Raw genomic sequence first — 17318 nt, 5'->3', positions numbered from 1 at the left:
TCCATTACACTCCTTCCACAAGATGAAGCCGTCTTTCCTTCCGGCAGCCCTCCGCGATGAGAATGGCTAATATCTCCCCCACCGCCCGGTCCACCGTGTCATTGACGACGATGTAGTCATAGTTCACAATTTCCTTCGCCTCCCGGCGGGCAGTCTCCAGCCGCTGCTGGATCTTCTCCTCCGAGTCGGTTCCCCGGCCGTGGAGCCGGCGGGAGAGCTCTTCAAAGGAGGGCGGGACCAAAAACAGGGAGACCGCCTCCGGCATTTTCTCCCGAACCTTGGCCGCCCCCTGAATCTCAATCTCCAGGATCACGTCGATTCCCTGGTCCAGCTTCTCCCGGATCACCGCCATGGAGGTTCCGTAGAAATTCCCCACATACTCGGCGTACTCTAAAAATTCTCCCCGTTCAATCCGCTCCTGAAACGCCTGTCGGGTGACAAAATGGTAATTGACCCCGTCTTTTTCCCCTTCTCTGGGGGGACGGGTGGTAAAGGACACGGAGAAATAGAGATCAGGACGGCGTGCCAGCACTTGGGACAAGACCGTGCCCTTGCCCGCGCCGGAAAAGCCGGAGATCACCACCAAGGTCCCTTTGTTCATTCCTCTTCCTCCCCTGCCAGTTCCTCCCGCCCGTTGAGCCGGCCGGCTACCGTCTCCGGCTGCAGGGCAGAGAGGATGATATGGTCGCTGTCTGTAATGAGGACCGCCCGGGTACGGCGGCCATAGGTGGCGTCCACCAGCACCCCCCGGTCTCTGGCCTCCTGGACCATGCGCTTAATGGGGGCGGATTCCGGACTGACAATGGCGATGAGCCGGCTGGCCGACACCATGTTTCCAAACCCAATATTGATCAGCTTCAACAGGTCGCCTCCTCTATTCGATGTTCTGCACCTGTTCCCGGATCTTCTCGATCTCGCCCTTGAGCTCCACCACCACCCGGGACAGGGCCACGTCGCTGCACTTGGAGCCGATGGTGTTGGCCTCCCGGTTGAACTCCTGGATCAGAAAATCCAGCTTCCGGCCAACGGCGCCTCCCTGCTCCAGCATATCCTCCAGTTGGGACAGGTGGCTGCGCAGGCGGACCGTCTCCTCGTCCACGGCCACCTTATCCGCGAAGATGGCGGCCTCGGTGAGAATCCGGCTCTCGTCGATCTGGGTATTTTCCAAAACTTCCTGCATCCTCTGGCGGAGCTTTTCCCGATACGCGGCAACCGTTTCCGGAGAACGAACCTCCACCTGTTCCACCAGCGCGGCGATGGCGGCGGCCTTGGCCCGGATATCCTCCGCCAGCTTTTGGCCCTCCCGTTCCCGCATGGCGTTGAAGCCCTCCAACGCCTGGGAGAGCACTTGGAGCAGGTCCGCAGCAATCACATCGGCATCCCCCTGCTCCTTCTCCACCAGAAACACATCCGGGAACCGGGAGAGGAGAGAGACTGAAATATCATCCTTCAGGTTATAGGCATCCCGCATCTGGGTCAGGGCGGTGTAATATCCGTCGGCCACAGACCGGTTCAGGCTCACCGCCACCTTGTCCGCAGCGGTGGCATCAATGGAAATCAGCACATCCACCTTTCCCCGGCCCACCTGCTTCTGCACCTGGGCCTTAATGCTCTCCTCGGCAAATACATAGAGCCGGGGAATCTTCACCGCACAGTCCAGATAGCGGTTGTTCACCGCCCGAACCTCCACCGTGATGGCCCGGTCGTGGAGGACCCCCTCCCCCCGGCCATAGCCTGTCATACTTCGTATCAAGCCAAACACCTCATTCTCATTTTTCTTCCGTGCGCCGTCAGCCGCTGCACGAATTGCACAGACAGTTGAGGCAGCACAGGGTGGTACAGAGGTTGGCAATATCGTCTCCCCCTCCATAGGTTCCCCGTCGGGCCTGCATCCCCATACTGTTCATGGCCTGACGGTACTCCATGTTGTTGGGGTCCATGTTGCAGGCGGTCCAGAAATTCTGGCGGGCATCGTCCATCCAGCCCCGGCGGTAGGCGATACTGCCCATAAGGTAGTACCACTCCCCGTTGTTGGCCGGGGTACTCCGGAGAATCCGTTCCGCCTCCGCCAGATTGTTCTGGGCAATGAGCTGGCGCACCTGAATCAGCGTGGGATTGTTGTAGCGGCCGCCGCCCTGGCTGGAGGTCCGGCCACCGCCATACCCGTTCCCGCCGGCCGACTGGTATCCGCCCTGGGTCCGGGCCTTCATGATGGCGTCATAGGCCTCATTGACCTCTTTCATCTTGGCCTCGGCCAGGTCGGCCAGAGGGTTATTGGCATAGTTGTCCGGGTGATACTTCTTGACCAGGTCCCGATAGGCGCGTTTGATCTCCTCCTCACTGGCAGAAGAGCTCACGCCCAACACGGCATAGGGATCATTCATACGTTTCCTTCTCCTTATTGGTGGGCACCGCGGCAGGCGCGGACCCTTGATGATGATGAAATGGGCGCTTTCGCTGCTTCCACTGGCCGGTAAAAACGGCCTCTTCCACAGCGGGCAGTCCCGTGCCCAGAATATGGCCCAGCAGAGGCTCCCACTCTCCCCAGTCCAGCAGGGAAAAGGCGGTGTTTGCCAGGCCCAGGGAGACTCGCATGGTCTCCCGCAGCGATTCCTTGGATGCCGCTGCCTGGTCCCCAAATCGGGCCAGGAGGGGATTGTAGTTTCCTGTGCGCTGATCCTCCGCCAGGTCGTCCCAGGCATCGGCCAGGTAGATCCAGCGCCCCACGTGGTAGAGAATCTGCTGCACCCCACGGGTGCGCGCGGCCAAATCCGTCTCCACTGCCGCCGCCTGGAGAATCCGGGCAAAGGTATCCGCCGGGCGGTCCAAGGACGGCACGCGATCCCGCTCCAGTTGATGCAGCTCCTCCAGGCAGGACCGAACCGTCTCATCGAAGGCCGGCCACCGGGCCGCCGCGGCCCGGTAATGTCCTCTCAGCGGCAGGGCCGCAGCCCGGCTGCCCATTCGCTGGGCCAGCTTTCCGTCCCGGAGAGCGTCCTGGAGCTTCCACCAAGTGAGAATCACCGTGGCGTCCGCCGCAGCGTCCAGGGCAGGAGACCCCAGCCAGCAGGTTTTCTTTCGCCAGGGATGGACGGGACAGGGGCAGTCGGGAAAGGTTCCCCCTGTCTCTGGCCGGGCCAGAAGGATGGCCAGGAAGACAAAGTCATAGTTGAGGATCAGCTGGGCCGTCTTTCCGTACCGCTCCCCCAGGGTGCGGCACAGACCACAGTAGACCGCCTCATACCGCCGGGCCTCCTCCGGTGCAAGAACCGGGGTAACCGCTCTTACATACCCGAACATGCCCGTTTGACCTCCACAATGTGGAAGCGCAGGCCGCTGACCTTTTTCATGTGGCGGTCCCAGGCCACGGCCACAAGGATGCCCAGGACAAACCCAATCCCCGCGCAAAGGGCGTGCAGACCCTCTCCGCCCAGGGACAGGGCCGAGGCCACACCGTAAAACACCAGGGCCAGGACCAAGGGCAGCAGGTAGACAATGGCTGCTGTCTTAAAGAAATTGCCATTCTCACTCTGTACCTTCACCACATCCCCCGGGTGCGCGTTCACATCGTTGTATGCCACCACGACGTTTTCCGTCCGCGTCATCATTTTTTCGCAGCCTGCACAGTCCGCGCAGCTGTGGGCAGCGCCGCAGGCGGTCTCCCGCTGTACGGCAACCTGCGCCATTCCATTGTCCAGAATGGACTTTACCATTGCGATCTGTTCCATAGAAACCTCCTTACCTGTTTCTCAAACCATGGTTTCCTATTGTTTCAGCCGCAGGGCAACGCTGTAATGCGTCCCCATGATTTTAACCCCTTCCGGTTCGCCGCCCTTCCAGGTAACCTTTGCCGGGAACCGCTGAAGCTCGTCCCCTTTTCCCGCCTCGGACAGGTCTACCTCCACTTGAAGCTGTTTGGGATCGAGGGCTTCCACCAGGTCCTGCCTTCCCCGCACCCAGACATAAAGCTGCTTGCTCACCAGCGTCGCGTCATACCCCTGGGGGATATTTTGCAATGCAATCTGCTCCACTGCCAGCTGCCGCGTTACCAGCTGGGGAAAGGTGAGAGACACTCTGGCGTATCGGCTCTGCTCTCCCCAGGCAGTGACGCCCGTAGGGAGCTTGATGGGGAAGGAATAGGAGGTATCGCCCAAAACATCCTCCAGCTCAATGGTTCCCAGGGAGATGGCACTGGGCAGAGCTTCCTCGCCCTCCTGGGCCACCACGGTGATGGTTTCCGGGGAAATCGTCACCTCCACATCCTCCCGGGCAGCGCCGCCGCCCTCGATGATCTCCACCGTGAGCGGGAGGGAGACCACCTGCCGGACTGGGACGGTGACCTCCACCGACTCCGCACTGGCGGTCACATTCTTCCGGCTGGCGGGGGTTCCGTCCGGGCCCATGAATACCACACTGGACTGCTCCACTATGGTATCCCGAACCTCTTTTCCCCCCACCGTTGCCAGGGCATAGGAGATGCCCTCCAGCTCCTTTGCCGGGCCCTTTAGAACCAGGGTCTCAGGATCGGTGGTCACCGCACCGGCCAGGCAGTTGTCCGCCTCCGTCCCGATGAACTCTCCTCGAACCGGAATCTCTTTGGTTGCCTGTTTCTCCACCGTCACCGTGACATGCAGGTCCTCCCAATCCGAAATAGAGACATTGTCGCCCACGGTATCTGGGAAGTCCACCTTACAACTCAGCGTATGCTCCCCCTCCGAGGTAACCGAGGAGACATCCAGCTTTAGGGTGATGTTTTTCCGATTGAGCTTCATCAGGGTCTTTTTTCGACCGGAGAGTTTGAGAGAGACATGGTCCCGGTTCTGTTCCGTCACCATCAGCCCTCGCTCAGCCAGGCTGTCCTCTCCCACCACGGTAACCGGGATTTCCCGGACAGTACCGGTGCCGGAGGGATTTTCCACGTTGATGACATACATCCACACACCCACCGCCAGCACAATGGCCAGGACGATATTGAAGATTTTGCGGTTTTTCTTCGGGTTGGTCACGATTCTCCTCCCCTTCCTTTCCAGAACGGCAGGGAAGGTCTGCGCCGCTTGCCGGAGGCGCTCTCCTCCCGGGGCAGCAGTTCATTGCGCAGAATCCGTCCCAGCGTCTCCGGGGACAAGTGCCGGCGGAGGTTACCGTTGACCACAACAGAAATGGCCCCTGTCTCCTCGGAGACAATGGCAACCACCGCATCAGAACGCTCGCTCATACCCAGACCGGCCCGGTGGCGCATGCCCAGGTCTTTGCTTAGATTCATACTCTCCGACATGGGGAGCATGCAGGCCGCCGCCGCGATCTTCCCCTGCCGGACCACCACTGCGCCGTCATGGAGGGGCGCGTTGGGATAAAAGATGTTTTTCAGCAGTTCACTGGTCACCGTGGACTGGAAGGGAGTGCCCGAGGAGATGATGTTGGACAGATTGGTCTCCCGCTCGAACACCATCAAGGCGCCCACCCGGTTTTTCGACATCTCTCCATAGGCCTCCACCGTCTCCTGAATGGCCTCCTCCACATCGCTGACTGGGGTTTCATTCCGGAAAAAGCGGGAGATTCGGGAGACGTTGTTGCTGCCAATGCGCTCCAAAAACCGGCGAATCTCCGGCTGGAAAATGACCACCAGGGCCAGCAGCCCCAGCTCCACCGCCTTATTCAAAATGAAACTGATGGCATTAAGGTTAAATTGGTAGGAAATCCACATCGCAACGATAATCAGCAGCAGCGCCTTGGCCACCTTGGCCGCGTTGGTCCGCTGGAAAATCCCGATGCATTTATAGAACAGGAAGGACAAGATGGCGATGTCGATCAGATCAGAGACTGTCATCAACCGCAGATAACCCAACGTGTTGACGCAGTACTGCAAAAACGAGGTCATCGCTCCCACCTCCTTTAGGGTATAATCCGCCAAGTTTTCTATGGTAATTCAAGTTATTATACTGTATTTCCCTCCCATTTACAACCCCGCCGGCAGAGGAAATTTCACCTTTTCTTCTGAGAAAAGCGCCCTGGAAATCCAGGGCGCTTTTCGTGGGCACCTATCCCAGCCGCCGCATTGTTTTCAGGAACCGCTCCACCTCCTGGCCGGTGTTGAAGGCAGAAAAACTCACCCGCACGGTGCCGGTTGCCTCGGTTCCCCCCGTGGCATGGGCCAGCGGAGCACAGTGGAGTCCCGCGCGAACCGCGATCCCCCGCTGGCCCAGTTCCTCCGCCACCCAGCCTGGGTCCCGGCCGGCCACCCGGAAGGAGAGCACGCCGCTCTGGCAGCCCTTCTCTCCCGCTGAGTAGACCTGGACCCTGGGCAGCTGGGCCAGCCCCTCCGCCGCCTGCCGGACCAGCGCCGCCTCGTGGCAGAACAGCGAATGGATTCCCCGCCGCCGGAGGAACCGCAGCCCTTCCAGCAGACCGGCCACCCCGGGGACGTTGTGGGTTCCCGCTTCCAGCCGGTCCGGCAGGAAATCCGGCATTTCCGGCTGTCGGGACAGACTGCCCGTTCCTCCCGCGATCAGGGGTTCTCCTCCAGCTTGGCAGAGGAGCAGCCCGGTTCCCTGGGGACCATAGAGCCCCTTGTGACCAGGCATCGCCACAAAGGCCGCGCCCCAGTCCTCCATACGCACAGGAAGCACCCCGGCCGACTGGGAGGCGTCCACAATAAGGGGAACCTGACGCCGCCGGCACAGGGCGGCAACCTCCTCCACCGGCAGCACATAGCCGAACACGTTGGACACATGGGTACAGATGACCACATCCACCTCCGGGGTCAGCCGCCGCTCCAGTTCCTCCAGAAACAGATTGGGACAGAAGAGCGGGGCCCGGACCACCCGCAGGCGGACATCGGCAATCGACGCCAAAGGCCGGGTCACCGCATTGTGTTCATATCCCGACAGGAGCACCGTGGCTCCCGGCTTTACCAGGGAATGCACGGCAATGTTCAGCCCATGGGTGGCGTTGAAGGTCAGCACCACCCGCTCGGGCTGCCCCACCTGGAAGAGGGCGGCGGCCTCCTCCCGGCAGGCCAGCAGCGTTCGGGAGGCCCGGGCCGCCGGGCCATAGGTCCCTCGTCCCGGACTGGTCATGGATGCCATGGCCCCCCGGACTGCCCGGAATACAGCAGGGGGCTTTTGATACGTGGTGGCGGCACTGTCCAAATAGATCACAGTTCCACCTCCCGGTAACCATATCCCGCCGCGTTCACGTAGATGCCCAGATAGGGCAGCCGCGTTCCGTTCAGGATGGTCAGAGCCCGGGCCAGGTTCCGGGCGGCGATCTTCACCGAATAGCTGCATCCGGTGGGTGAGATCTCCCCTGGAGACCGGAGGACCCGGGCGGGGATCCCCGCCCGCTCCAGGGCGTTGGACACCCTTTGTGCGTAGGTCAGGGATCGGCACATAATCAGATATACCATAAAAAGCTCCTCCCGCACCAGTGTATGCGCGGGAAGCGGAACTGTGTCGAGGGCGGTGCTGTCCCCGACCAAATGCCTCTCTCTGCGGCAGGAAGCCTCTATTTTCCCAACGGCTCCAAAAGGACCACCCCGTGGGCGGCAATCCCCTGTTCCGTTCCTGTGAAGCCCAGCCCCTCCTCTGTGGTGGCTTTCACACTGATGGCCGTGACCGGCAGCCCCATTGCCCGGGAGTAGTTCTGGCGCATCTGGGGGAGATAGTCCTTCAGCTTGGGGCGCTGGGCCAGGATGGTGAGGTCCACATTTTCCACCCGCCACCCCTGCGCTGCCAGCAGCGCCATCACCCGTCCCAGCAGGTCCAGGCTGGAGATGTCCCGGTACGCCGGGTCCGTATCCGGGAAATGCTGCCCAATGTCCCCCAGGGCCGCCGCGCCCAGCAGGGCATCCATCAAGGCGTGGGTCACCACGTCCGCGTCCGAATGGCCCAGCAGTCCCAGATGATGAGGGATGTCCACCCCGCCCAAAATCAGCTTCCGGCCCGTCACCAGCCGGTGTACATCGTATCCATGTCCGATCCTCATCGTCCCATCCTCTCCGCTAAAATAGCCTCTCCCCAGGTCAGGTCCCTGGGGGTTGTAATCTTGATATTCTCCTCACTGCCCTGGGTCAAACAGACGGGAAACCCAATCCGCTCCACGGCGGAACAGTCATCTGTGAGGGCCGCGCCCTCTTCCCAGGCTTTGGTGAGCGCCCCTTTGATGAGCGAGGCCTCAAACACCTGGGGCGTTTGCACGCCAAAGAGCCGGGCCCGGTCCGGCGTCTGCTGCACCACCCCTTCCTGGGCCACCTTAATGGTGTCCTTCACGGGAAGGGCAGGGGCGGCGGCTCCTCTCTGCCGGGCAGTCTCTATGGTCTGCTCCAACACCTCCAAGGGCAGAAACGGCCGGGCGCCGTCGTGAATGGCAATGAGTGACGCCTGGGGATCGGTCTCCCGCAGCCCCGCCAGAACCGACTCGGTCCGGCTCTCCCCTCCTTTGACCACCCGGCGCACCTTGGTGATTCCCCGCTGGCTGCACAGCGTTCCAATGGGAACCATCAGGTCCTCCCGGGTGACCAAGACAATCTCATCCACCAGAGAGGAGGTCTGAAAGGGCATGAGGGTATACAGCAGCAGGGGTTCCCCTCCCATGGGACAGAGAATCTTGTCGATCCCCTCCATTCGGGAAGCCCGGCCCCCGGCCACAATCACCGCTGAGCAAAAGGAAGCCGCCGCCTCTTCCCGATGAAACAATCTCCGCAGCAAATCCATATTCTTCTCCTTTCCACGGCAAAAAGGAGCCTGTCAGGCTCCTTTTCAATTCCACGTTCTCTGTATCCTACATGTTATGAGTGAAGGGCCCGGTCCATGCGGTCTTCCGCCTCCTGGTAGCTGATGGACTGGGCCAATCCAATTTCTGAAATCAAGATCTGCCGGGCCGAATGGAGCATTTTCCGCTCCCCTGTGGACAGGCCCCGCCGGGCGTCCCGCAACATGAGACCTTTGGCCACCTTGGCCACCTCCAGCAGGTCGCCGCTTTTGAGGCGTTCCATGTTCTCTCGGTAGCGGTGGTTCCAGTTGGTGTCCATCTCCACCTGAAGGTCGGGAATCTTTCCCAAGACACGCTCCGTCTCATCCCCGCTGAGGATAGAGCGAACGCCGATCTCCCCACAACTCTCCGTGGGGATCATCACCAGCATATCCCCCAGGGGCAGCTTCAGGCTGTAATAGTCCCGCAAGACGCCATTGACTTTCCGCGTCACAATCTGGTCCACAATTCCCGCGCCATGCATGGGGTGGACGATCTTATCTCCTATCCGGAACATTGACCTCACCTCCCGATCGGTCTCCTATGTACTTCGGCTTTCGACTCCTCCACAGTTTGATTTGTTGTACGAATGGTTTCATTATATCGTTATTTTTCCATATTTGCAAGGGTTTTTCCATCTTTTCATTAAACTTTTCCCTTATTTTAACCTTTTATTCCCATTCCAATCCTTTTCCCGGCCAACTCCCCCTCCGGGAACCGCCTCGTTCCTGCCCACAAAGAAAAAACGAACGGCGTCAGATTCCTCTGACGCCGTTCGTGGTGGGCGTAATTTCTAAGAAATTAAGCTTCTCTCATCCGAGCAAAACACTCGCTGCAGTAGACGGGACGATCAGACTTAGGCTCGAACGGAACCCTCGCCTCTCCGCCGCAAGAGGCACACACCGCGGTGAAATATTCCCGGGGGCCGCGGGCAGCGGCCTTGCGGGCATCCCGGCAAGCCTTGCAGCGCTGAGGCTCATTCTGGAAGCCTCTCTCTGCATAGAATTCCTGCTCTCCAGCGGTGAACACGAACTCGTTGCCGCACTCTTTGCATACTAAAGTCTTGTCTTCGTACATGCTGTTAACCCTCTCTTTGACATTGTAACCCAGGTTTCTTTGGGTCGGATAAAAATATGCGATCAGCTTTCGCTGTATTCGCCGCGGGATAAATACTGTGCAATCTTGCGTCGAATCCGCTGCACAGCGTTGTCCACCGACTTTGTGGACCGTTGTACCTCTTCCGCGATCTCGGCATAGGACAGGCCATGGAGATAACAGGCCAGAACCTGGGCCTCCAGCCCAGTCAAACCCTTGCGGATCGCCTCCTCCAGCGTGCTGAGATTCTCCTCATGGATGACAACGTCCTCGGGGTTTCTTTGCTGATGATATGCCGTGCCAAAGAAGGTAAAATCCTGGTGAGCCAAAAAGAGGGATGGATCGAGGGAAACATAATCGTTCAACGGTGAGTGCTTTCCGCCGGCGGCGGCCCGCACCACAGAGATGATCCGGCGGCGGACACACAGCTCCGCAAAGGTGCGGAACCGGGCGCCCCGGTCTGAGCGAAACTCCCGAATGGCCGAGAGCAGCCCCAACATGCCTTCCTGAATCAAATCCTCGCTGTCTCCCCCAGCCAGAAAAAAGGGCCGCGCACAGACACGCACCAAGCGGGAGTAGCGGAGAACGAGGGTTTCCTCGGCGGCACGGTCCCCTGACGCGGCCCGTGCACAGAGAGTTTCGTCTGTAATACTGGTGTTTTTTCCATATTCAGCGTTCATATAAATTTCACTTTTATTATAATGTAACAAGAAGGAAAAGTCAAGCAAATTATCAAGTTAATGCTAAATTACAAAAAATCTCCGTCATTTTTGTGTATTTTTCCCCATTTGCTTTTGCATTTTTTCCTTCATCTCCGCCGCCTCACAGCTTCAGCTGCTCCTGTCCATGGAAGGGAAGCCCCAGATGCTCATAGGCCAACCGGGTAACACACCGTCCCCGGGGTGTCCGCGTGAGAAAGCCCATCTGCATGAGGTAAGGCTCATAGACATCCTCCAGAGTCACCGCCTCCTCCCCCACTGTGGCGGCCAGCGTTTCCAGCCCCACCGGTCCGCCGGCATAGTGGGCAATGATGCTGCGGAGCATGCGGCGGTCCACTGCGTCCAGGCCCAGCTGGTCCACCTCCAACGCCGTCAGCGCCTGGTCCGCCACCCCCTGGGTGATCACGCCGCCAGCCCGGACCTGGGCAAAATCCCGCACCCGCCGGAGAAGGCGGTTGGCAATCCGGGGGGTGCCTCGGGCCCGCCGGGCAATTTCCGCCGCGCCGGCTGCCTCAATGGGGACCCCTAAAATCCCCGCGCTGCGGGTGACAATTTGGCCCAGCTCCTCCGGGGTGTAGAGCTCCAGCCGCAGCATCACCCCAAACCGGTCCCGCAGAGGGGCGGAGAGCTGCCCTGCCCGGGTGGTGGCGCCGATGAGGGTGAACCGGGGCAAATCCAGCCGGATGGAGTTGGCCGAAGGGCCCTTGCCGATGATAATATCAATGGCAAAATCTTCCATTGCCGGATACAAAATTTCCTCCACCGACCGGTTCAGCCGGTGAATCTCATCCACAAACAGGATATCATTCTCGTTAAGATTGGTCAGAAGGGCCGCCAAATCTCCCGGCTTCTCAATGGCCGGGCCGGAGGTAATGCGGATATGGACCCCCATTTCGTTGGCGATGATCCCCGACAGCGTGGTTTTGCCCAGTCCCGGGGGGCCATGGAGGAGCACATGATCCAGGGGTTCCTGGCGCATTTTGGCCGCGTCAATGAATACGGACAGGTTTTCCTTGGCCTTTTCCTGGCCAATATACTCTGTCAGGCGCTTGGGACGGAGGGAACCCTCCCCCTCGTCCTCCCCCAGAAGGGATGTGGTCATAAGAGGGGTCGTCTGGGCCTCCTCTTGGGAAAAGTCGATGCTCATGCCGCCCTGCCTCCCTTCACTTGATCATTTTCCGCAGGGCCTGGCGGACAATCTCCTCCAAGGAGAGCCCCTCCAAATCCAGTCCCTTCAGCGCCACGGCAATTTCCGCCGGGCTGTATCCCAGCACCGCCAGCGCCGCCGTGGCCTCCGAGCTCTTGTTCTGGGGGATCACCGTCACCCCTGTGCCCCCATAGCGTTCCTCTCCGGCGGGGAGCTGGCCTTTGGCCAGCTTGTCCTTCAGCTCCAGAAGGATGCGCTGGGCAATCTTCTTCCCGATCCCCTGGGCCACCGTCAGGGCCTTTTCGTCGCCGGTAATGATGGCGGTGGCCAATCCCTCCGGGGTGGTGGCGGAGAGAATGGAGAGCGCGGCCTTGGGCCCCACACCGGAGACGCCAATGAGCAGTTGAAAGCAGTTGCGCTCCTTTTCCGTTCCAAAACCGTAGAGCTCCATGGCGTCCTCCCGGACATTGAGATGGGTATAGAGGGTTACCTCTTGTCCCATCTGGAGTCCAGAGAGGGTATAACTGGTGGTCCGGCAGGCATAGCCCACGCCGCCGCAGTCGATCACCGCCAAGTTGGGGGCCAAGTGGGCCGCTCTGCCCTTGAGATAGTAAAACACGGGAACTCTCTCCTTCCTGTCACTGCCGGCTCAGCCGGGAGGTGTGGGACCGGGCGTGGCACAGGGCGATGGCCACTGCGTCGGCCGCGTCGTCCGGCTTGGGCACAGCTGCCAGATGGAGCAGCCGTCTCGTCATGTCCATCACCTGGCGTTTTTCCGCCTTGCCGTACCCCACCACAGCCTGCTTCACCTGGGAGGGTGTGTATTCATACACGGTGACCCCCAGTTGGGCTGCGGTCATGAGGATGACGCCTCGGGCCTGGGCCACGCCAATGCCGGTGGTCACATTGGTGTTGAAAAAGAGCTCCTCAATGGCCATGACATCCGGGGCAAACCGCTTGATCAATGTCTCCAAATCCTCATGGATTTGGAGCAGGCGCCGGGGCATGGGGACCCCTGCCTGGGTATTGATGGCCCCGCACCGAAGCAAGCGGGCCTGTCCCCGCTGTGCCTCTAAAATGCCAAATCCCACAATGGCATACCCCGGGTCGATGCCAAGAATCCGCACATTCTTTCCTCCCCTCTGCTGCATTCGGCACCCATTATAGCATAGGAATCCGGAGGGGTGCAACCCGGTCACCTCTGTTTTCGCGCCGCCGCCTCCAGGAGAATCCCAATGCGTTCCCGCAGGGCAGAATTCCCCCTGCCGTTCCCTCCTCCATTCCATGAAACAAGCTGCTGACCAGACCTCCGGCCAGCAGCTTTGTTGTTTCTGTCAATCCTTCAGACGGTCCTCCAGGCCCGCCAGCTCTTCCCGCAGCGCCTGGGGCAGCTTGTCGCCAAACTGTGCGTAGAAGCTGTGGATTCCCTCTGTCTCTTTGCGCCAGAGGTCCCGGTCCACAGACAGCAGGCCAGCCAAGGTCTCCCGGCTCACGTCGATGCCCTCCAGGTTGATGTCCTCCGGGTTGGGCAGGTAGCCGATCTCGGTCTCCCGGGCGCCCACCTCATCGAAGCAGCGTTTGAGAATCCACTCCACCACCCGCATATTCTCCCCGAAGCCGGGCCAGATAAACTCGCCCTTCTCATCGGTGCGGAACCAGTTGACATTGAAAATCTTCGGCGGATGGGCGATGTCCCGCTCCATATCCAGCCAGTGCTGCCAATAGTCGGCCATGTGGTAGCCACAGAAGGGCAGCATCGCCATGGGGTCCCGCCGGGTCTCTCCCACCGTACCCTCTGCGGCGGCAGTCTTCTCCGAGGCCATAATGGAGCCCACGAAAACCCCGTGCCGCCAGTTCCGGGACTGATAGACCAGGGGCGCCGTCTTGGCCCGGCGGCCACCGAAGATGATGGCGGAGATGGGCACCCCATGGGGGTTATTAAACTCCGGGGAGATACAGGGGCAGTTCTCCGCCGGGGCGGTAAAGCGGGAGTTGGGATGGGCCGCGGGTCCCTGGGCGGTCTCCGGGCTCCAGGGATTGCCCCGCCAGTCCAGGGCATGCTCTGGGGGATGCTTGTCCAGTTTCTCCCACCACACGGTGTTGTCGTCCAAATTCAGGGCCACGTTGGTGAAAATGGTCCCCTTCTGGGTGGTGGCCAAGGCGTTGGGGTTGGACTTGGCATTGGTGCCTGGGGCTACGCCAAAGAAGCCCTTCTCCGGGTTCACCGCCCACAGCCGGCCATCTTCTCCCACACGAATCCAGGCGATGTCATCCCCCACGCACCAGCATTTCCAGCCGTTTTTCTGATAGCCCTCCGGGGGGATCAGCATGGCCAGATTGGTCTTGCCGCAGGCAGAGGGGAAGGCACCTGTAATATAACGGACCTCCCCCTGGGGATTCTGAATCCCCAGAATCAGCATGTGCTCCGCCAGCCAGCCCTCCTGCCGGCCCAGGTTGGAGGCAATCCGCAGGGCAAAGCATTTCTTTCCCTGGAGCACGTTGCCGCCGTAGCCGGAGTTAATGGACATAATGACATTGTCCTCCGGGAACTGCACAATATACCGCTCCTCCGGGTCCAGGTTGGCCCGGGCGTGGAGGCCCTTGATAAACTGTTCATCCAGGTAGGGCACAGCCTTCTGGCCCGCCCGGGTCATAATGGCCATGTTCAGAACCACGTAAATGGAATCCGTGAGCTCAATGCCATACTTGGCAAAGGGAGAGCCCACAACACCCATGCAATAGGGAATCACGTACATGGTGCGGCCTTTCATAGAACCATCGTACAGGCGATGCAGCTTGGCATACATCTCCTCCGGGTCCATCCAGTTGTTGGTGGGACCGGCATCCTCCTGTTTCTTACAGCAGATGAAGGTCCGGCTCTCCACCCGGGCCACGTCGCTGGGGTCGGACCGGTGAAGATAACAGCCGGGGAGTTTTTCCTGGTTAAGCTCGTGGAGCTCTCCCGTGGCGCAAGCCTCCTTCCGCAGCGCTTCCAGCTGCTGCTCACTGCCGTCGATCCAAATGACCTGGTCTGGCTGGGTCAGCTTTACCTGCTGGTCAATCCAATCCAGCACGGCTCGATTTTTTGTCAATTCCATGTAAAATGCCCTCCTTAGAGCCACCCTTAGCTTCTTTCCATTATATCTCTTTGCAACTTTTTATGCAAGTGACATCCTTCAACTTCCCCTGATTTCTTTTAGTTTTCCCGTTAATTGGGCAAAGTCCGCAAAAGTAAGGCGCTCCCCACGAATGGTCTCCGTCAAATTGCAGGCATGGAGCAGACCACTCAGGGTCTGCTTTTCCACACTTTTTTCCAAAAGAGGATACAAACAGTTGACAAGGGTCTTCCGCCTCTGGGCAAATGCCGCCCGGACCACCTGAAAAAAGAGGTCCGGGTCCTCCACCACCGCCGGGGGCTTTTCCCGGATTGTCATACGGATCACCGTGGAGGTCACCTTGGGAGCGGGAAGAAAGCAGGAGGGAGGCACATCATACAGCAGCGCGCAGTCGGCGTAATACTGGCAGAGAAGGGTGAAGGCCCCGTATTCCGGCGTTCCAGGCTGGGCACAGATCCGCTGTGCCACCTCCCGCTGGATCATCACCGTCACCGCCTGAAAGCATTGGGCCTGGAGCAAGGCTGTGATCACCGGGGTTGTGATATTGTAGGGCAGGTTGGCACAGGCCACCACCGGCAGGCCGGGCATCCTCTCCCGGCAGAGGGCGGCAATGTCCGTCTTTAAGATGTCCCCCGGGACAATCTCCACGTTGTCATAGTCTGACAGGGTCTCCGCCAGAATGGGCAGGAGGGTGCGGTCCAGCTCCACAGACACCACCTTCTCGCCCCGCCGGGCCAACTGAGCGGTCAGCGGGCCAATGCCGGGACCGATCTCCAGCACCCCTACCCCAGGGGCTGCGCCTGAGGCCTCCGCAGTCTGCCGGGGGACCCACTCCTGGATCAGGAAATTCTGGCCCATCTGCTTGGAAAACCGAAACCCATGGCGGCCCAAAAGGGCCTTAATCTCTTTGGGATTGCACAGATCCATTGGCAATACCTCCTGTGGGCATTTTTTTCATCATAGCATAGGCCCGCCGGGATTGCAATGGCACACACGTCCGGGCCCCCGCTCCCTTTCGCAGCACAGAGGTGACCAGCCATCTCTGCCGCGCATAGGATGAGAAAAAAGGAGGGATTATTTTGCCCATTATCTATTTGTCACCTTCCACCCAAGAATACAATGAATATGTCAACGGCCTGGGAAATGAGGAGGAGTGGATGAACCGCCTGGCAGACGCCATGGAGCCCATGCTCTTTGCCTCGGGGATTCAATACACCCGCAACACCCCCGACATGACGGCGGCCTCCTCCATCCGGGCCTCCAATGCCGGGAACTACAACCTGCACCTGGCCCTGCACACCAACGCCTCCGGCGAAGACCAGGCGGGCCAAAACCGGGGGATCATCGCCTTCTATTTCCCGGGAAGTGCCCGGGGAATGCGGGCTGCCCAGTTCTTAGCCGATGGCCTCAAGGCCATCTACCCCCTTCCCAACCTGGTCCGCACGGAACCCACCACCACCATCGGCGAGGTTCGCCGGGTCCGGGCGCCGGCGGTCCTGCTGGAGCTGGGGTTCCACGACAACCCGGACGACGCCCAATGGATCGTCACCCACATCGACGCCATGGCGGAGAGCATCGTGCTCTCCCTCACAGAATATTTCGGCATTCCCTTCTTCCCTGACAGCTATCCCCTGCCCGGGGAAGTCCGGGCGGAGCTGGGCGCCCTGGATGTTTACAGCCGGCCTGACTTTGACACGCCGCCCATCGCCCAACTCTACGACGGCGCCCAGGTGACGGTCATTAACGAATACTATGGCTGGTACCTGATTCAGTTCGGCGATCAGGTCGGCTATGTCGCCGCCGATTTCGTGGCGGTGGAGTGACGCCTCTCTTTTGATCCTTATGTTCATAATTTGTTCACTTAAAGTTAGTAAATTATCCACTTCTTCTCTCCCCCCGTATGCTATCCTAAGCATGTAAACAGAAGTCAATCAACATTACCTCTCTCTTTTCTCTCTCTTCCTAAATACACTGCAAAAAACCGAACGCCTCTGCGTTCGGTTTTTTGCGTTCCGCGCGGGTGCCGGTTCTCCCCATAGAAAAGCGCCGGAGTGATCTCACTCCGGCGCTTTGTTTCGTTTTCCAATGGCTCAGAGCTTCCGCCGCTTCTGCACGGAACGCACTCTGCGCAACATTTTAATCAGGTAGTAGAACAACCCGATGAAGTACGGCACCCCAAAGTAGGTCAAGGTGCTGCGGGTCACGGAAAAGTCCTGGTTATACAGGCACATGATTCCAACAATCACCGTAAAGCCACAGATGATGAAGAGAGAAATATACTTCGGAATCCTCAACACCTTATACTCCATTGATTGCTTGTTTCCAATCACTTTTCCTGCCCAAAGATCCATGAGGAGAATCAACACGATACTGATAATCGCATACAGAACCAACTCCATCATAATCACTTGGTTGTTGGCAACATCCTCTAAGGCCTTGCTGGCCGCCGCTGCTTCATTCATGGGGTACTCCTTTGAAAACGTAAATTAGCAA

The 17318-nt window shown here is 59.5% G+C and carries 22 protein-coding genes; 1 reads left to right on the top strand and 21 read right to left on the bottom strand.

Annotation, left to right across the window (positions count from 1 at the left end; genetic code table 11):
* Positions 1-4: 4 nt before the first annotated feature.
* The 20 genes from gmk to rsmA form a co-directional block, all read right to left on the bottom strand.
* Positions 5-601 carry a guanylate kinase gene (gmk, locus tag DV520_RS03755; RefSeq protein ID WP_117141830.1) on the bottom strand — a complete coding sequence of 199 codons (597 nt, stop codon included), beginning with the start codon at positions 599-601 and terminating at the stop codon, positions 5-7.
* Positions 598-861 (bottom strand): extracellular matrix/biofilm regulator RemA, encoded by a 264-nt coding sequence (gene remA, locus DV520_RS03750; protein WP_021919481.1) that lies wholly within the window; start codon positions 859-861, stop codon positions 598-600. Before remA ends, gmk begins: the two co-directional genes overlap by 4 nt.
* Positions 862-874: 13 nt before the next feature.
* On the bottom strand, positions 875-1753 hold the full coding sequence (locus DV520_RS03745; protein ID WP_021919480.1) for a YicC/YloC family endoribonuclease: 879 nt from the start codon (positions 1751-1753) through the stop codon (positions 875-877).
* Positions 1754-1790: 37 nt separating this feature from the next.
* The gene (locus DV520_RS03740; RefSeq protein ID WP_117141829.1) at positions 1791-2384 is read right to left on the bottom strand and encodes a J domain-containing protein; all 594 of its coding nucleotides are present in this window, start codon (positions 2382-2384) and stop codon (positions 1791-1793) included.
* Positions 2377-3300, bottom strand: a complete 924-nt coding sequence (locus tag DV520_RS03735; protein WP_187422451.1) for a DUF5685 family protein — start codon at positions 3298-3300, stop codon at positions 2377-2379. Before DV520_RS03735 ends, DV520_RS03740 begins: the two co-directional genes overlap by 8 nt.
* The gene (locus DV520_RS03730; protein WP_117141828.1) at positions 3285-3728 is read right to left on the bottom strand and encodes a SoxR reducing system RseC family protein; all 444 of its coding nucleotides are present in this window, start codon (positions 3726-3728) and stop codon (positions 3285-3287) included. The genes DV520_RS03735 and DV520_RS03730 overlap by 16 nt, the downstream gene beginning before the upstream one ends.
* 36 nt (positions 3729-3764) lie before the next feature.
* Positions 3765-5006: a CdaR family protein gene (locus tag DV520_RS03725; protein WP_117141827.1), complete on the bottom strand. Its 1242-nt coding sequence runs from the start codon at positions 5004-5006 to the stop codon at positions 3765-3767.
* Complete coding sequence (cdaA, locus tag DV520_RS03720) at positions 5003-5878, bottom strand: diadenylate cyclase CdaA (protein WP_021920746.1); 876 nt, start codon at positions 5876-5878, stop codon at positions 5003-5005. Before cdaA ends, DV520_RS03725 begins: the two co-directional genes overlap by 4 nt.
* Before the next feature lie 160 nt (positions 5879-6038).
* Complete coding sequence (locus DV520_RS03715; protein WP_117141826.1) at positions 6039-7157, bottom strand: aminotransferase class V-fold PLP-dependent enzyme; 1119 nt, start codon at positions 7155-7157, stop codon at positions 6039-6041.
* The gene (locus tag DV520_RS03710; protein ID WP_021920744.1) at positions 7154-7405 is read right to left on the bottom strand and encodes a putative Se/S carrier protein; all 252 of its coding nucleotides are present in this window, start codon (positions 7403-7405) and stop codon (positions 7154-7156) included. The genes DV520_RS03715 and DV520_RS03710 overlap by 4 nt, the downstream gene beginning before the upstream one ends.
* 98 nt (positions 7406-7503) lie before the next feature.
* Positions 7504-7983 carry a 2-C-methyl-D-erythritol 2,4-cyclodiphosphate synthase gene (gene ispF, locus DV520_RS03705; RefSeq protein WP_021920743.1) on the bottom strand — a complete coding sequence of 160 codons (480 nt, stop codon included), beginning with the start codon at positions 7981-7983 and terminating at the stop codon, positions 7504-7506.
* The gene (gene ispD, locus DV520_RS03700; protein ID WP_117141825.1) at positions 7980-8711 is read right to left on the bottom strand and encodes a 2-C-methyl-D-erythritol 4-phosphate cytidylyltransferase; all 732 of its coding nucleotides are present in this window, start codon (positions 8709-8711) and stop codon (positions 7980-7982) included. The genes ispF and ispD overlap by 4 nt, the downstream gene beginning before the upstream one ends.
* A 74-nt stretch (positions 8712-8785) precedes the next feature.
* Positions 8786-9265: a CarD family transcriptional regulator gene (locus DV520_RS03695; protein ID WP_021920741.1), complete on the bottom strand. Its 480-nt coding sequence runs from the start codon at positions 9263-9265 to the stop codon at positions 8786-8788.
* 284 nt (positions 9266-9549) lie between these two features.
* Entirely contained in the window at positions 9550-9825 is a 276-nt protein-coding gene (locus DV520_RS03690) for a zinc-ribbon domain containing protein (protein ID WP_021920740.1), read from the bottom strand.
* Positions 9826-9887: 62 nt separating this feature from the next.
* Complete coding sequence (locus tag DV520_RS03685) at positions 9888-10523, bottom strand: sigma-70 family RNA polymerase sigma factor (protein WP_021920739.1); 636 nt, start codon at positions 10521-10523, stop codon at positions 9888-9890.
* A gap of 142 nt (positions 10524-10665) precedes the next feature.
* Positions 10666-11709, bottom strand: a complete 1044-nt coding sequence (gene ruvB / locus DV520_RS03680) for a Holliday junction branch migration DNA helicase RuvB (protein WP_021920738.1) — start codon at positions 11707-11709, stop codon at positions 10666-10668.
* 16 nt (positions 11710-11725) lie between these two features.
* Positions 11726-12328, bottom strand: a complete 603-nt coding sequence (ruvA, locus tag DV520_RS03675; protein WP_021920737.1) for a Holliday junction branch migration protein RuvA — start codon at positions 12326-12328, stop codon at positions 11726-11728.
* A gap of 19 nt (positions 12329-12347) precedes the next feature.
* Positions 12348-12836 carry a crossover junction endodeoxyribonuclease RuvC gene (ruvC, locus tag DV520_RS03670; RefSeq protein WP_021920736.1) on the bottom strand — a complete coding sequence of 163 codons (489 nt, stop codon included), beginning with the start codon at positions 12834-12836 and terminating at the stop codon, positions 12348-12350.
* A 207-nt stretch (positions 12837-13043) separates the two neighbouring features.
* Complete coding sequence (locus tag DV520_RS03665; protein WP_021920735.1) at positions 13044-14807, bottom strand: phosphoenolpyruvate carboxykinase (GTP); 1764 nt, start codon at positions 14805-14807, stop codon at positions 13044-13046.
* A gap of 78 nt (positions 14808-14885) precedes the next feature.
* Positions 14886-15752, bottom strand: a complete 867-nt coding sequence (gene rsmA / locus DV520_RS03660) for a 16S rRNA (adenine(1518)-N(6)/adenine(1519)-N(6))-dimethyltransferase RsmA (RefSeq protein ID WP_021920734.1) — start codon at positions 15750-15752, stop codon at positions 14886-14888.
* A gap of 152 nt (positions 15753-15904) precedes the next feature.
* Here rsmA and DV520_RS03655 point away from each other — a divergent pair, with 152 nt between their 5' ends.
* A complete protein-coding gene (locus tag DV520_RS03655; protein WP_021920733.1) occupies positions 15905-16648 on the top strand; it encodes an N-acetylmuramoyl-L-alanine amidase in 744 nt (247 codons plus the stop codon).
* A gap of 267 nt (positions 16649-16915) precedes the next feature.
* Here DV520_RS03655 and DV520_RS03650 read toward each other — a convergent pair whose 3' ends face one another.
* Positions 16916-17287 (bottom strand): hypothetical protein, encoded by a 372-nt coding sequence (locus DV520_RS03650; RefSeq protein ID WP_021920732.1) that lies wholly within the window; start codon positions 17285-17287, stop codon positions 16916-16918.
* Positions 17288-17318 lie beyond the last annotated feature (31 nt).

This window comes from Evtepia gabavorous (genome assembly GCF_003425665.1).
Taxonomy (GTDB): domain Bacteria; phylum Bacillota; class Clostridia; order Oscillospirales; family Oscillospiraceae; genus Evtepia; species Evtepia gabavorous.
Note: the sequence above shows the minus strand (reverse complement) of the source record. Positions and strands in the feature narration are given on the sequence as shown.